A 15363-nucleotide genomic window follows, 5' to 3' on the forward strand; every position below is an offset into this window, starting at 1 on the left:
CGCAGTGCGGCCCTGGGGAAAACCCCAGGGCGACTGTACGGCTGGTGTCAGTGACGCAGGTACACCCCCCGAAGGAAGCTGATCACCCAGACAGCACGCTTCCACGGGAGGAGCCCTCATGCGGGGCAGCAAGGGCAGCAGCAGACAGCCGGTCACGGTCAGGACGGCACGGTGGTGCGCCACCCACCCGTGGCGCGCCATCGTCGGTTGGGTCCTCCTGGTCGTGCTGTGCCTAGGAGCCGGAGTCGCAACAGGCACCAACAAGGGCACGTTCGCCGACTTCTGGGTCGGCGAGGCCGGCCGCGCCGAAGCACTCGCCGACGAGGGGCACCTGACCCCGGCCCCGGTCGAGAAGCTCCTGATCACCGGCGGCAAGGGCAAGTTCGACCCGGCCGCGGCCCGCTCGGCCGCCGCCGATCTGGAACGCCGGATGCGGACCCTGCCGTCCGTCACCGACGTCGACGGACCGATACGGTCCGGGGACGGCGGCGCCCTCCTGGTCACCGTCACCCTGCGCGGCGACAAGGAGACCGCCAAGAAGGACGTCGACGCGCTGCTCGCCAGAACCGCGGAGACCCAGCGGGCGCACCCGGAGCTGCGCATCGAGGAAACGGGCAGCGCCTCCATCTCCAACGCCGTCAACGACCAGCAGGGCAAGGACCTCCAGCGGACGGAGATGATCAGTCTCCCGGTCACCTTCCTCATCCTGCTCGTCGTCTTCGGCGCGGTCGTCGCCGCCGGAATCCCCGTACTGCTCGCCCTGCTGGCCTTCGCGGGAGCGGTCGGCCTCTACGGCCCCGCCTCCTGGCTCTTCCCCGACGCGGGCGGTGCCGCCCTCAGCGTGATCTTCATGCTGGGCATGGCCGTCGGTGTCGACTACTCGCTCTTCTACCTCAAGAGGGTGCGGGAGGAGCGGGAGCGCTCGGGCGGCACCCTCAGCCACGCGGCCGCGGTCGAACTGGCCGCCGCTACCTCGGGCCGCGCGATCGTCGAGTCCGGACTCGCCGTCGCCCTCTCACTGGGAGGGCTCTACCTGATGGACGACGTGATCTTCTCGTCCATCGCCACCGGCGCCATCCTCGTCACGCTGGTCGCCGTCGGCGGCTCGCTGACCATCCTGCCCGCGCTGCTCGCGAAGCTCGGCCCCAGGGTGGACGGCCGCCGGGGCCGCGCGAACCGCAGTCGTTCCGGCAACAGCACCGAGGCGAACCGCCGTTCAGGCAGGGGGAGTTCCGGCAGTGGCGGCTTCGGCAAGAAGGGCTCCGGCAGCGGCTCCGGCAACAGCAAGGTCTGGACCGCCCTGCTGCGTCCCGTGATGCGGCGTCCCCTCGCCACCCTGCTCGTCGGCCTCGCGGCGACCGCCGCACTCGCCCTGCCCGCCCTGAACATGAAGCTCGGCACCGAGGGCACGGAGACCTTCCCCGACAGCGTGCCCGCCGTCGCCGCCTACGACAGGCTGACGGCCGCCTTCCCGGACCAGGGCGCCTCGCACCTCGTCCTCGTACGCTCCGACGCGGCACACACCGGGGCGGTGGCGGACGCCCTGAACAGGCTCTCCGAGCGTACGAAGGGCGACCCCCTGTTCGCGGCGAACGACGGTGCTCCGTCCCTGCGGACCTCGGCGGACGGCCGGACCACCCTGCTGGAACTGCCCGTTCCGCACACCCAGAACTCTCCGGAGGCGACCCGCTCGCTGGAGCGGCTGCGCGCCGGGCTGATACCGGCGACCGTCGGTGCGGTGCCGGGGGCCGAGGTCGCCGTCAGCGGAGAGATCGCCGGCGGATTCGACTACGCCGCGCACCAGTCGGACCGACTCCCCTGGGTGGTCGTCTTCGTCTCGCTGGCCTGCCTGGCAGTCATGTACGCCGCGTTCCGCTCGGTCGTCCTCGCTGTCCTGGGCGTGCTCCTCAACCTGGCGGCGGTGATGGTCTCCTGGGGCGTGCTGACGCTCGTCTTCCAGGGCACCTGGGCGCAGGGGCCGCTCGACTTCGAGTCGCTCGGGTTCGTCGGGTCGCGCACCCCGCTGATGGTCTTCGCCATCCTGGTGGGGCTCTCCACGGACTACCAGATCTTTGTGGTCAGCCGGATCCGCGAGGCCGTACTGCGCGGGGTGCCGACCCGGCAGGCGGTGGTGGACGGCATCGCGGGCTCCGCCGGAGTGGTCACGAGCGCTGCCGTGATCATGGTGTCGGTGTTCGTCAGCTTCCTGTTCATCGACCGTATCGAGATGAAGCAGATAGCCGTCGGACTCACGGTGGCCGTGCTGTTCGACGCGGTGGTCCTGCGGGCCCTGATCCTGCCGTCGGCGCTGGCGCTGCTGGGGGAGCGGACCTGGTGGCCGGTGCGGATGCCGGGGGCGGCCGCCGAGCGGCTCGATTCCAAGGCGGGTTCGCCGTACGCGAGCACGGCTCCCGCCGGATACGCCGGATACGCCGAACACACCGGGCACGAGGGGGCAGGGCCGCGCTGACCGCAGGCCCTCCACGGACGGGCGGCGGGGTCGGGGTGAGCGTGCCCCCGGCCCCGCCGCCTCCTCTTTCGAGGTGTGCCGACTTGCGGCGGCTACTGCTGGTGCAGCCCCCGCCCGGCGAGGGTCAGGAAGGTCTCGCCGACCGCCTCCGAGAGCGTCGGGTGGGCGTGGATGTGCCGGGCGACGTCGGAGGGTTCCGCGTCCCAGCCGACGATCAGCTGGCTCTCGGCGATCATCTCCGAGACGTTCGGCCCGACCAGGTGGACGCCCAGCACCCGGCCGGTGCGCTCGGCGACCACCTTCACCATGCCGCCCTGCCCGTGCACCATGCCCTTGGCCACGGCGGTCAGCGGCATCGTGTTCACCACCACGTCCAGATCGCGGGCGCGCGCCTCGCCCTCGCTCAGGCCGACGGCGGCCGTCTGCGGCGAGGAGTACGTGACCCTCGGCACCGCCGCGTAGTCGACGGGCGACGAAGGGACCCCGGCCAGGGTCTCGGCGACCAGCAGTCCCTCAGCGAACGAGGCGTGCGCCAGGCCGAGCGACGGTGGCGGCAGCAGGTCGCCGACCACATGGATGCCCGGCACCGCGGTCTCCAGCCGGGACCAGTCCGCCGGAGCCACGAACCCCCGCTCGTCGGTGGCAAGACCGGCCGCGGCGAGGCCGAGCCCATCGGTCACCGGCACCCGCCCGACCGCCACGAGGAGCCGGTCCGCCGCCACGGTGCGGGTCTCGCCGCGCGAGGTGCGCACCGTCGCCCGCACCCCGTCCGGCAGGACCTCCGCGTCGAGCAGCCGCGCCCCGGTCTGCACGTCGATGCCGCGCTTCTTCAGTCCGCGCGTCAAGTGCCGTCCCACCTCGGCGTCTTCGAGCGGCACGAGCCGGTCCGCCGCCTCTATGAGGGTGACGTCGGCACCCATGGAACGGTGGAAGGAGGCGTACTCGACCCCGATCGCGCCCCCGCCGAGCACGAGGACGGAAGCGGGCAGTCCGGGTGCGAAGAGCGCGTCGTCACTGGTGACGACCCGCCGTCCGTCCGGGTCGAGCCCCGGCAGCGTACGGGGGCGGGATCCGGTGGCCAGGACGATGCCACGGCGTGCGGTGAACTCCCCGTGCCCGTCGACCCGTACCGTACGGGCCCCGGTCAGCTCCGCGCTGCCACGCACCACTCGCACCCCCGCGTGGGACAGGTGCCCCTCCACGCCCCTGTGGTTGCGCGACACGATGTCGTCCCGCGTCGCCACCAGCGCCGGCCAGTCCACCGAGTCGAGGGTCGCCTTCACTCCCCAGCGCTCCCGCGCCTCCGCGATGCCGTCGATGAGCTCGGCCGCGTGCAGCATCGCCTTGGAGGGGATGCAGCCCCGGTGCAGGCAGGTCCCGCCCACCTTGTCGCGCTCGGCGAGCACCACCGTCAGGCCCAGGGCGGCGGCCCGCAGCGCGGTGCTGTAGCCGCCGGTGCCACCGCCGATCACGATCACATCTGCCACATCAACCGCATCCGCTGTCTCGTTCGTCATGGGCCAACCCTCCGCCCACCAGCGGTGATGCGTCCAAGGCAATAATCTTGTCGGAGCGATGCACGACGTTCATGGGGGAGCGGACAGTTATGAGTCTTCGGCAGATGGAGTACTTCCTCACGGTCGTCGAGGAGGAGTCCTTCACCCGGGCCGCCGAGCTGCTGCACGTCACCCAGCCCGCCCTCTCGCACCAGATCAAGGCCCTGGAGAAGTCGGTGGGCGGCGCCCTCCTGGAGCGCAGAGCGCGCGGCGTCGGCCTCACCGTCATGGGCCGCGCCTACCTCCCGCACGCCGAACGGGCCGTGCGCAGCGCCGTACAGGCCCAGCGGGCCGCCCGTGCGGCAGCCGGTGCCGAAGGCGGCGAACTGCACATCGCCGCCCTGCACTCGGTCGCCGTCGGCATCCTCCCCGACGTCTTCGCCCAGTGGCGCCGCGAACACCCCGGCGTCGCGCTCCACCTCCACGAGTACGCCACCACCGACGCCCTGGAGGACCACGTCGAACGCGGCGTCGCCGACCTGGCCGTGGGCCCGGAGCCCGCGCACTGGCCGGGCCCCGTCGTCCACTTCGGACAGGAGGACATCGTGCTCGTCGTCCCCTTCGACGACCCCCTCGCGGGCCGCACCACGGTCAGGCTGGAGGAGCTTTCGGAGCACCTGTGGGTGCGGTGCGCGATGGAGGTGGTGATCGAGGGGCAGGCCTTCCTCGACTGGGCCTGCGCCCGGGCCGGTTTCGCACCGCGCACGGCGGTCCGTACCGAGCACACCTCCACGGCCGTACGGATGGCCGCCGCCGGTGTCGGCGTGGCGACGTCACCCGCCCATGTGGTGCGCGGGGCGGTCGGCGAGGACTGCGTGGTGCTGACGGTCGACCCGCCGTGGCGGCGCGCCCTCACCGTGTACTCGCGGGTCGAACTGACCGGCGCGGCGGCCCGGTTCGCGGAACTGCTCCGCCGGTCCTCACCGTACGGAACCGGAACCGGGGACAGCACACCTCAAGAGGCCGACGTGTGCACCCTCACCAGCAGTGCCACCGGCCGGTCCGCGAAGAGTGCCGCCAGGGACACCGCTCCCGTGAACTCCCGTCCCGTCGCCAGCTGATCCGCCCACAGTCCCTCGGGCAGCTGCAGCTCCGTCCCCTGCCAGCCGCCCGACTCCGCCAGCCGCATCGACAGCCGGGTGACCGCAGTGACCGTCTCCCCGGCCCTGCTGAACGCCAGGCAGTGCCGCGCCGCCGGGCCGCGCGCGGCCAGCGGGGCGTACGTCGCGCTCTCGCCGAAGAGCTCCGGGCGGTCGCGGCGCAGCCGCAGGGCCGTCGTCGTCAGGGCCAGCTTCTCGTCCGACAGACAGCTCCGGTCGGTCCTGCCGTGCACGCGCACGAGAGCGGCCCGCTCGTACGCGACGGGCCGCCGGTTGTCCGGATCGACCAGCGCCAGGTACTCGCGCTCCGTCCCCTGGTACAGCTCCGGCACCCCCGGCATCGTCAGGTGCACCAGCGCGGCCCCCAGGGTGTTCGCCCGGACGTACGGCGCCAACTCCCGGGAGAAGAGCGAGACCTCGTAGTGCGCGGGCCCGCCGGGACCCGACCGTACGAAGTCCTCCAGGGCCTGCTCGTAGGCCGCGTCCTGCTCCGTCCAGCTCGTGTACAGCCCCGCCTCCCGCGCCGTCTTGAGGAGCACGGGGGCCAGCCGTCCGGCCCCCGCCTCCGGGAGGGAGACCGCGGTCTGCCACGCCGTCCACGCCGCGTGCGGGTCGGGGGCCGGCGCCGCCTGGGCCCACCGCCGCAGCAGCCCCGCCCACCGCTGCGGGCACTCCGTCAGCACCGACAGCCGCGCCCGTACGTCCGCACTGCGCTTGGTGTCGTGCGTGGACAGCACGGTCCCGGTGGCGGGCCAGTCGCGGGCGAGGCGCGCGCAGAACGCGTGGAACTCGTCGGGCGACACGGCAGGCCGCCCCGGATCCCCGCCGACCTCCGCCGCCGACAGCAGCGGCACGTACCGGTAGAACGCGGTGTCCTCCACCGACTTGGCCCGCAGCGCGGACGAGGTCTGCGCGAACCGGGTGCAGAACGCCGCCCGGTCGGGCCCCGCCCCCAGCCGCCCGAGCGCCAGATCCCGCACCACGTCCACCGCCGCGGCCTCCTCCGGTACGGAGAACGCCGCCTTCGCCTCCCGTACGGCCTCCGGCGGCAGCGTCGCCTCCGCCTCCTCCGGCGTGGGGCCGCCGGCGGCCACGTACGGCCGGTACACCGGCATCCGTACGAGCAGCTCGTGCAGCGCGGTGCGCAGCGCCCACGGGGCGTGGTCGCGCAGGGCCGGATCGGCGGCGCAGATCCGCTCGGCGGTGCGCACCAGGAAGCCCGTCTCGGCGGCCAGCTCGTGGGTGAGGACGCGGTACGCGGCCCGGCGCGTGGTCGCCGCCCAGTAGCCGCCGCGGTCGCCGGGCGGGTCGGCGAACGTCCGGTACAGCTCGGTGAGTTCATCGGCCCCCGTGGGGTCGTTGAACAGTCCGTCGATCCGGTGCAGCGCGTCGTAGCCCGTCGTGCCCGCGACCGGCCAGTCGGCGGGCAGCCGCTCCTCGCCGGTGAGGACCTTCTCCACGACGGTCCACACCGTGCGGCCCGAACCGTCCACCGCCTCAGTGGCGGCGTCGGCCAGCTGCCGCAGGTAGTCGCCCGGCGCGGCCAGCCCGTCCGGGTGGTCGACCCGCAGCCCCTCGACGACCCCGTCCCGCACCAGCTGGAGGATCTTCGCGTGCGAGGCGGCGAACACCTCCGGATCCTCCACCCGCACCCCGATCAGCTCCGAAATGGTGAAGAACCGGCGGTAGTTGAGCTCGGTGCGGGCCAGCCGCCACCAGCCGAGCCGGTACCACTGCGCGTCGAGCAGCTCCGGCAGCGGCAGCTTCTCGGTGCCCTCGCGCAGCGGGAAGGCGTGGTCGAAGTAGCGCAGCACCCCGTCCTCCACGGAGAGGTGCGCCAGCTCGTCGCCGATCCGGCCGCCGAGCACCGGCAGCAGCACCCTGCCGCCGCCCGCCTCCCAGTCCAGGTCGAACCAGCCGGCGTACGGCGAGGCGGGGCCCTCCCGCAGAACCTCCCACAGCGGCGGGTTGAGGTGCTCGGGCGCGGGGACCGCCATGTGGTTGGGGACGATGTCCAGGACCAGGCCCAGACCGTGCGCCCGGGCCCGGCGGGAGAGCGCCCGCAGCCCTTCCTCGCCGCCCAGTTCCGCACGTACGCGCGCGTGGTCCACGACGTCGTACCCGTGCGTCGAGCCCGGCACTGCTTCCAGCACGGGCGACAGATGCAGGTGCGAGATCCCGAGAGCGGCCAGGTACGGCACCGCTTCCTCGGCGGCCGAGAACGGGAAGTCGGGCTGCAGCTGGAGGCGGTAGGTGGAGGTCGGCGTCATGCGAACGTACGTACCCGCATTCGGGGCTTCTGTGTCATCAGCCCATGCACCGTCTCGCGCGCGTGGCGTTAATTTCGCCTGATGACCGGAGACAACGGGAACGGAAAGGGCGCCCTGCGCGCGTACCGGCAGAGCTATCAAGAGGCGATCGCGCTGACAGGACCGGTCCTGCCCCTCGTCTCCTTCCTCGGCAGGCTCCCCCTCGCGATGTGCCAGCTCGGCACCCTGCTGCTGGTCGCCGAGACCAGCGGCAGCCTCGGCACCGCAGGGCTCGTGGGCGGCGCCCTGGCGGCCGGACAGACCGTCGGCGGGCCGCTGTTGGGCCGCGCCGCCGACAGGCGCGGACAACGCCTCGTGGTGCTGTGCGCCACGCTCGTCAACGCCGTCGCGGTGACCGCCCTGGTCCTCGCCGCGCTCGCCCGCACCGACACCCTGCCGCTCGCGCTGATCGCCGTCGTCGCCGGTGGATCCGTGCCGCAGATCGGCCCGATGTCCCGCACCCGCACCCTGGCGCTGGCCCGCCGAAAGGACGCCGACGAACGCCTCATCGGCACTGTGCTGTCCTTCGAAGGCACCCTGGATGAGGTCACGTTCGTCCTCGGCCCCGCCCTCGTCGGCCTCGCCGTCGCCGTCGCGCACCCGGCCGCCGCACTGCTCGCCGCCGCCGGCCTCCTCGCCGTGTGCGGTACCTGGTTCGCCCTGCATCCGACGGCGGCCCTGCTACGCCCGGCCGCGCGCACCGCATCCGCCGAACGTACGAGGCCGGCCGGTGCGGTGTACGGGCTGCGCGTGGCGATGGCCCTCCAGGGCGCCGTGTTCGGGGCGTCCCAGGCGGGCATCACCGCCCTCACCGAGCACCTCGGCCGCCCGGAGCAGGCCGGTCTCGTCTACGCCACCATGGGCGTGATGAGCGCCGTCGCCGGGTTTTCGATGGCCGCCGTCCCCGCCCGCATCGGCCTGGGCACCCGCTGGCGGGCGGCCACCGCAGCCCTGGTGGTGCTGTCGGTGCCGCTGGTGTTCGTCTCGCAACTGTGGCTGCTGTACGTGGTGGTGATCGTCCTCGGTGTCGCCTGCGCCCCGCACATGATCACGCTCTTCGGGCTCACCGAACGCATCGCCCCCGCGAGCAGGCTGGCCGAGTCGATGGCCTTCCTGATGAGCGGCATCGTCGGCGGCCAGGCCGTCGCCCTCGCCCTCGCGGGCCGCCTCGCGGAGAGCAGCGGCCCGCCCGCCGCCTTCGCCGTCGCGACCGGCGCCGCGGTGCTGTGCGCCGGGCTGTCCTGGGCGGTGCGCCCCGGCGCGGGCAGGACCCGTACCGCCGCAGTAGGTACTGCGGCGGCGGAGAAAGAGGCGAAAGAGGCGGCGGCCGAGCCGGCTGAGCCGCTCACGCGGGCCGCTGAAGGACCGTCAGGCTCCGGCCGATCAGCGTGAGGTGCTCGCCCGCGTCGTGCTTGCCTCCCGTGCCCGGCGGGACCCCGTCCTCGCGGGCGGTGTCCACGACCACCTCCCACTGCTCCCCGTGGTCCTCCGGAACCATGAACTCCAGCGTCCTGGCGCTCGCGTTGAACATCAGCAGGAACGAGTCGTCCGCGATGCGCTCGCCGCGCGTGCCCGGCTCCGAGATCGCCTCCCCGTTGAGGAACACCGTCAGCGCCTTGGCGTGCGCGGCCTCCCAGTCCTCCTGGGCCATCGGCTCGCCCTCCGGCGTGAACCACGCGATGTCCGAGAGCTCGTCCTGCGTGCCCCGCACCGGCCGGCCGTGGAAGAAGCGCCGCCGCCGGAACACCGGATGGTCGCGGCGCAGCGCCACCATCGCGCGCGTGAACAGCAGGAGCGTGCCGTCCTCCGCCTTGTTGCCGTCGGAGTCCGGTCCCGGCCAGGGGACCCAGGCCAGCTCATTGTCCTGACAATAGGCGTTGTTGTTCCCGCCCTGGGTGCGGGCGAACTCGTCGCCGTGGCTCAGCATCGGCACTCCTTGCGACAGCATCAGCGTCGCCACGAAGTTGCGCATCTGCCGCTGCCGCAGGGCCAGGATCTCGGGGTCGTCGGTGGGGCCCTCCGTACCGCAGTTCCACGACCGGTTGTGGCTCTCGCCGTCCCGGTTGCCCTCGCCGTTGGCGGTGTTGTGCTTGTCGTTGTACGCGACCAGGTCGTGCAGCGTGAAACCGTCGTGGCAGGTGGCGAAGTTGATCGAGGCGAGTGGCCGCCGTCCGTCGTCCTGGTAGAGGTCCGACGACCCCGTCAGCCGCCCCGCGAACTCCGCGATCGTCTGCGGCTCACCGCGCCACATGTCGCGCACGGTGTCCCGGTACTTGCCGTTCCACTCCGTCCACAGCGGTGGGAAGTTGCCCACCTGGTAGCCGCCCTCGCCGACGTCCCACGGCTCGGCGATCAGCTTCACCTGGCTGACGACGGGGTCCTGCTGCACCAGGTCGAAGAACGACGACAGCCGGTCCACCTCGTGGAACTGCCGCGCGAGCGTGGCCGCGAGGTCGAAGCGGAACCCGTCCACCCGCATCTCGGTCACCCAGTACCGCAGCGAGTCCATGATCAGCTGGAGCACGTGCGGGGACCGCATCAGCAGGGAATTGCCGGTTCCGGTCGTGTCCGTGTAGTACTTCGGGTCGTCCGCCAGGCGGTAGTACGAGGGGTTGTCGAGGCCCCGGAACGACAGCGTGGGCCCCAGGTGGTTGCCCTCCGCCGTGTGGTTGTAGACCACGTCGAGGATGACCTCGATGCCCGCCTCGTGCAGCGCCTTCACCGCCGTCTTGAACTCCAGCACCTGCTCGCCCCGGTCGCCCCACGAGGCGAAGGTGTTGTGCGGGGCGAAGAAGCCGATGGTGTTGTAGCCCCAGTAGTTGCTCATCCCCGCGTCGACCAGCCGGTGGTCGTTCACGAACTGGTGCACCGGCATCAACTCCAGCGCCGTGACGCCCAGTTCCACCAGATGGTCGATGATCGCCGGATGCGCCAGCGCCGCGTACGAACCGCGCAGCTCGTCGGGGAGGTCCGGGTGCAGCATCGTGAGGCCCTTGACGTGCGCCTCATAGAGGATGGTGCGGTGGTACGCCGTACGGGGCGGGCGGTCGTCGCCCCAGTCGAAGTACGGATTGACCACCACGGACGTCATCGTGTGCGGCGCCGAGTCCTGGTCGTTGCGCGAGTCCGGCTTCCCGAAGTGGTAGCCGTACACCGACTCGCCCCAGTCGATCTGCCCGCTGATCGCCTTCGCGTACGGGTCGAGCAGCAGCTTCGCCGAATTGGACCGCAGCCCCCGGGCGGGCTCGTACGGGCCGTGGACGCGGTAGCCGTACCGCTGGCCCGGCATGATGCCGGGCAGGTAGGCGTGCCGTACGAACGCGTCGCTCTCCCGCAGCTCGACGGCGGTCTCCGAACCGTCCTCGTGCAGCAGGCACAGCTCGACCCGCTCGGCGGCCTCCGAGAAGACCGCGAAATTGGTGCCGGCGCCGTCGTACGTGGCGCCCAGGGGATATGCCTCTCCCGGCCAGACCTGCATCGAATCGACTCTTCCACTTCTGATCCGGGTGGTGCGGAACAACGGGGGACCCACACGGTGCCGTAGCGTCAGATCTTCCCCCGAATCATCCCCCAATGCGGGCCGACGACCCAGCGGTTCCGGCCGTCTCGGGGAACGGCTGCACCGGCCGCCCCGGGCGGAGTACCCTTCCTTGATCGTTGGCGGTGGGCGGACAAGAGTTCAGAAGGCGGTGCGTGGGTGAGCTCGGGAGGGCTGGAGCTACCCCCGGGAGACACGGGGCACGGGGGCGGCCCGGGAGACGTCCCGCCCGGTGCGGTCTCCCTCGCACGGCCGATGGAGATCGGTGCGGAACTGGACTGGGACACGGACGCCTGGAGCGAGGTGCGTACGCGCGCCCAGCGGGCCGGCCGCGCCTACATCTGGCTCAACCTGGTCGAGCAGCGGATGCGCGCCGTCGTCGCCGCGGTGCTGCGCCCCGTCTACGAGCCGGTGCACGGCGAGGAATGGGTGGTGGCCGCAGCCGGGCCCGCCGGACAGGAGTGGGTGCAGCGCGCCGTCGCCGTGCGCGAGGTGAGCCGCCGCAAGGGGTACCTCCTCGACCCCGCCGACGACAACGTGCTGAGCTTCCTGACGCTGCCCCAGCTGCGCGAGCTGATGGTGCAGCACTGGCCGTGCTTCGAGCCGTACTACGACGACCGGCGCGACGTCGAGCTGGCGCTGGACGAGCTGGAGGTCACCCGCAACGTCGTCTCCCGCAACCGCGCCCTGTCCGTGACCGTCCTGGCCCAGGCGGAGCGGGCGTCCGCCCGCCTCCTGGAGATTCTCGGCGCGGGCTCGGGCGCGCCGTCCGCCGACCGGCTGCCGGTCGACGCCGTCGAGGACCTCGTCGGCGACCGCTACGCGGACGTCGTGTCCGTCCATCCGGACCGGGTGCGCCTGCAGCGGCAGCTGCCCGCCGAGGACCTCTTCGGCGGCGCCCGCCGCGTCGACGCCATCGGGATAGGACTGAACCTCCTCGTGCAGAACTTCTCCGGCCGGCGACTGGTCCGCCTCGCCGAGGCCGGCTGCCGGGTCCGGCTGCTCTTCCTCAATCCGGCCAGCAGTTCCGTGAAGCGGCGCGAACGCGAACTGGGCCTGCGCAAGGGTGAGTTGAGCCGTTCCGTGGAGATGAACATCCTGCACATGCGCCGGGTGCGGGCCAGCCTCCGGGACCCGGGCGCCTTCCAGATCCAGGTCTTCGACGAGACGCCGCGCTTCACCGCGTACCTCGTCGACGGCGACGGCCCCGGCGGGCTCGCCGTCGTCCAGTCGTACCTGCGCAGGGCGCGCGGCATGGAGGCACCGGTGCTGGTGCTGCGCGGCGGCGGACGGGGCGGGCGCGACGGGGTGGTGCGGCACGGCGAGGACACCGAGAACGGCCTCTTCGAGACGTACCGGGAGGAATTCGAATCGGTGTGGACGGACTCCCGGCCGGTCTCGTAGCCCTGCGCGGAAGATCTTCGAGGCCGATTGTCAGTGCTGCGTGCGAGGGTGGTTCTCCGTTGGGGGAGAAGAATCAAGGAGGCCCAGGAATGGGATGGCACGGGGAATCGCTGATCGGCTTCGACCTGGAGACCACGGGCACGGAGCCGTTGGAGTCGCGCATCGTGACGGCGGCGGTCGTCGAGGTGCGGGGCGGGGCGGTGGCCGGACAGCGGCTGTGGCTGGCCGACCCGGGAATCAGGATTCCGGAGCAGGCCTCGGCGATACACGGCATCACCAATGAGCGTGCGGCGGCGGAGGGGCGGCCGGTGAGCGAGGTGGCCGACGAGGTCGCACAGGTCCTCGTCGAGCACTGGGCACGGGGGGTTCCGGTGGTCGCCTACAACGCGGCGTTCGATCTCACGCTGCTCTCCGCCGAGCTCGCGAGACACGGACTGCCCGCACTCGGCGACCGGCTCGCGGAGCTCACGGGGGAGCCGGGCATCGGCCCCGTCGTCGACCCGCTCACCATCGACCGGGCGGTCGACCGCTACCGGCGCGGCAAGCGCACCCTCGAAGCGGTCTGCGTCGAGTACGGGGTGGTGCTCGACGGGGCGCACGAGGCGTCGGCGGACGCACTGGCAGCGGTCCGGGTCGCGATCGCGATAGCGGAGCGGCACCCCACGATCGCGAGCCTCGGCCTGCCCGAGCTGCACCAGGAGCAGGTGCGGTGGTACGCGGACTGGGCGGGCGGCTTCCAGGAGTTCCTCCGCAAGAAGGGCACTCCGGACGCGGTCATCGACCCGGCCTGGCCGCTGCGCGCCCCGAGCCCGGCGACCACGACGGGCTGACGGGGGCGGGCAGGACGGCGTCGGGCAGGACGGCGTCGGGCTGACGGGGCGGCCATCGGCACAGCCACCGCACGGCCACCGGCTCGTGCGTCGGTACGGCTACCGGCAATCGACGCGTGCCTCGGTACGGCTACCAGCCGCCGGCGTACTCCTCGGAGCGGGTGTCAGAAGGGGTACCAGCGCACCTCGGGGTCGTTGTCCCGCAGCGAGGCCACCCGCCGCCGGAATTCCGCCAGGGCCTTCGGGTTCGTCGGCGCGTGCTGGGCCACCCAGGCACAGCTCGCCGTCTCCCGGGCGCCGCGCAGCACCGTGCAGCCGTCCCACTCGCGGACGTCCCACCCGTAGGTGGTGACGAAAGCGTCGTAGGCGTCGTCCGGCAGGCCGTACCGGTCCCGGGACAGGGCCATGACGACGAGGTCGTGCTCGCGGAAGTCGTCTGCGAAGGTCTCCAGGTCGACCAGGACCGGCCCGTCCGGACCGACCATGACATTGCGGGGCAGCGCGTCCCCGTGGATCGGGCCGGGCGTCAGACGCGGGTTCAGCGCGGCAGCGGCGGTGGCGAAGCCGTCACGGCGGCCCCGCAGATAGACCGCGTCCTCGGCGTCGATCGCGTCGCCCGCCAGCCGCAGCCACCGCTCGACCCCGGCCAGCAGGTCCCGCGGCGGCAGGGCGAACGGCGGGGCGGGCAGTGCATGCACCAGGTTCAGCAGCTCGGCGACGTCCCGCGGCTGTGAGGGGCGTACGGCATCGGGCAGCCGGTGCCAGAGCGTCACCGGGTGCCCGTCCACCAGCCACGGCTTGTCGGTGGCGGGACGTACGGCAGGGACTCCCGCGGTCGCCAGCCACTCGCCGACGGCCAGCTCGCGCTCGGCGCGGGCGGCCAGGTCCGGGGAGCTGCGGCCGACCTTGGCCACGAACGAACCGTCCGCGCTCTCCACCGCGAAAACCGCGTTCTCGCCCAGGGACACCAGCTCGGCCCCGGCCGCGAGGCCGGTCGCCTCCAGTACCTCGCGTGCGCGCGTCTCGTCCATCGTCGTGCTCTCCCGTGTGGCCGGTGGGTGTTCTTCCCGCAGTGAATCCGACAAAGTCTCGCATCCGTGCAGGTTGGCTTGACGAACTCACGGACCGTCAGCACGATGACGGGGGTCACCGGGGCGGCCAGACCGGTATAAGTCGCCCGAACTGCCCGAAGGAGCCCCATCCGTGTCATTGGCCACCGAAAAGGGGCGGCCCGGGAAACCGGAACCGGTCCGCACGGGCAGACCGGAGCCGAGGAGGAAGACGGATTTCGGGACCTGGTTCCTGGTCCTCCCCGCCCTGATCCCGATCCTGATCCTCAGCGTCGGCCCGTTGCTCTACGGCGTCGCCCTCGCGTTCACCGACTCCCAGTCGGGCCGTACCGACCCCACCCAGTGGGTCGGCGCCCTCAACTTCCGGGACCTGCTGCACGACACCCTCTTCTGGGACTCGTTCCGGATCGGTCTGCTCTGGGCGGTCGGCGTCACCGTCCCGCAGTTCCTGCTGGCCATGGGCCTGGCCCTGCTGCTCAACCAGAACCTCCGGTTCCGCTGGCTGGCCAGAGCCCTGGCGATCGTCCCGTGGGCGATGCCCGAGGTCGTCGTCGGCATCATGTGGCGCCTCGTCTACAACCCCGACGCGGGCATCCTCAACGAGACGATTCGCAACCTGGGCCTCGGTGACGGCCGCGACTGGCTCACCGGCCTCGCCACCGCCCTGCCCGCCGTGATCCTGGTCGGCATCTGGGCGGGCATGCCACAGACCACCGTCGCCCTGCTCGCCGGCCTCCAGAACACCCCGCACGAACTGCACGAGGCCGCCGCCCTGGACGGCGCCGGAGCCTGGCGCCGCTTCCGCGCCGTGACCTGGCCGGCGCTCAAGCCGATCGCCCTGTCGATCACCGCGCTCAACTTCATCTGGAACTTCAACTCCTTCGCCCTGGTCTACGTCCTGACCAACGGCGGCCCCGGCGGCCGCACCCGGCTCCCGATGCTCTTCGCGTACGAAGAGGCCTTCCGCTACGGGCAGTTCGGCTACGCCGCGGCGATGGGCTGCGTCATGGTCGCGGTCATCTCCGTACTCCTCGCCCTGTTCCTGGTGGGCCGTCTCAAGGGAGGCGACGACAAGTGAGCCTCACG

Annotated in this window: 10 protein-coding genes; 6 read left to right on the forward strand and 4 right to left on the reverse strand. The window is 72.2% G+C overall.

Annotation, left to right across the window (positions count from 1 at the left end; all coding sequences use genetic code 11):
- Nucleotides 1-118 precede the first annotated feature (118 nt).
- A complete protein-coding gene (locus ACH4SP_RS06500; RefSeq protein ID WP_398410318.1) occupies nucleotides 119-2470 on the forward strand; it encodes an MMPL family transporter in 2352 nt (783 codons plus the stop codon).
- Between the two features lie 92 nt (nucleotides 2471-2562).
- Here the strand turns inward: ACH4SP_RS06500 and lpdA are convergent, their stop codons facing one another.
- Complete coding sequence (lpdA, locus tag ACH4SP_RS06505; RefSeq protein ID WP_398410321.1) at nucleotides 2563-3987, reverse strand: dihydrolipoyl dehydrogenase; 1425 nt, start codon at nucleotides 3985-3987, stop codon at nucleotides 2563-2565.
- Nucleotides 3988-4076: 89 nt separating this feature from the next.
- Between lpdA and ACH4SP_RS06510 the strand changes: the two genes are divergently transcribed.
- Nucleotides 4077-5087: a LysR family transcriptional regulator gene (locus ACH4SP_RS06510; RefSeq protein WP_398410325.1), complete on the forward strand. Its 1011-nt coding sequence runs from the start codon at nucleotides 4077-4079 to the stop codon at nucleotides 5085-5087.
- Here ACH4SP_RS06510 and treY read toward each other — a convergent pair.
- The gene (gene treY / locus ACH4SP_RS06515) at nucleotides 4982-7396 is read right to left on the reverse strand and encodes a malto-oligosyltrehalose synthase (protein WP_398410328.1); all 2415 of its coding nucleotides are present in this window, start codon (nucleotides 7394-7396) and stop codon (nucleotides 4982-4984) included. The two genes, ACH4SP_RS06510 and treY, sit on opposite strands and share 106 nt — an antisense overlap.
- Nucleotides 7397-7477: 81 nt before the next feature.
- Here treY and ACH4SP_RS06520 point away from each other — a divergent pair, with 81 nt between their 5' ends.
- Nucleotides 7478-8827 carry an MFS transporter gene (locus tag ACH4SP_RS06520; RefSeq protein ID WP_398410331.1) on the forward strand — a complete coding sequence of 450 codons (1350 nt, stop codon included), beginning with the start codon at nucleotides 7478-7480 and terminating at the stop codon, nucleotides 8825-8827.
- Here ACH4SP_RS06520 and glgX read toward each other — a convergent pair.
- Nucleotides 8781-10913 carry a glycogen debranching protein GlgX gene (glgX, locus tag ACH4SP_RS06525; RefSeq protein WP_398410335.1) on the reverse strand — a complete coding sequence of 711 codons (2133 nt, stop codon included), beginning with the start codon at nucleotides 10911-10913 and terminating at the stop codon, nucleotides 8781-8783. The two genes, ACH4SP_RS06520 and glgX, sit on opposite strands and share 47 nt — an antisense overlap.
- Nucleotides 10914-11132: 219 nt before the next feature.
- On the opposite strand from glgX, the gene ACH4SP_RS06530 reads away from it, so the two are divergent.
- Complete coding sequence (locus ACH4SP_RS06530) at nucleotides 11133-12377, forward strand: SAV2148 family HEPN domain-containing protein (RefSeq protein WP_398410338.1); 1245 nt, start codon at nucleotides 11133-11135, stop codon at nucleotides 12375-12377.
- 89 nt (nucleotides 12378-12466) lie between these two features.
- Nucleotides 12467-13207, forward strand: coding sequence for a 3'-5' exonuclease (locus ACH4SP_RS06535; RefSeq protein ID WP_398410341.1), 741 nt, complete (start codon nucleotides 12467-12469; stop codon nucleotides 13205-13207).
- A gap of 164 nt (nucleotides 13208-13371) precedes the next feature.
- Here ACH4SP_RS06535 and ACH4SP_RS06540 read toward each other — a convergent pair whose 3' ends face one another.
- On the reverse strand, nucleotides 13372-14238 hold the full coding sequence (locus ACH4SP_RS06540; RefSeq protein WP_398410345.1) for a phosphotransferase enzyme family protein: 867 nt from the start codon (nucleotides 14236-14238) through the stop codon (nucleotides 13372-13374).
- A 172-nt stretch (nucleotides 14239-14410) separates the two neighbouring features.
- On the opposite strand from ACH4SP_RS06540, the gene ACH4SP_RS06545 reads away from it, so the two are divergent.
- Nucleotides 14411-15355 carry a carbohydrate ABC transporter permease gene (locus ACH4SP_RS06545; protein WP_398410348.1) on the forward strand — a complete coding sequence of 315 codons (945 nt, stop codon included), beginning with the start codon at nucleotides 14411-14413 and terminating at the stop codon, nucleotides 15353-15355.
- Nucleotides 15356-15363 lie beyond the last annotated feature (8 nt).

This window comes from Streptomyces sp. NPDC021093 (genome assembly GCF_044333135.1).
Classification (GTDB): Bacteria; Actinomycetota; Actinomycetes; order Streptomycetales; family Streptomycetaceae; genus Streptomyces.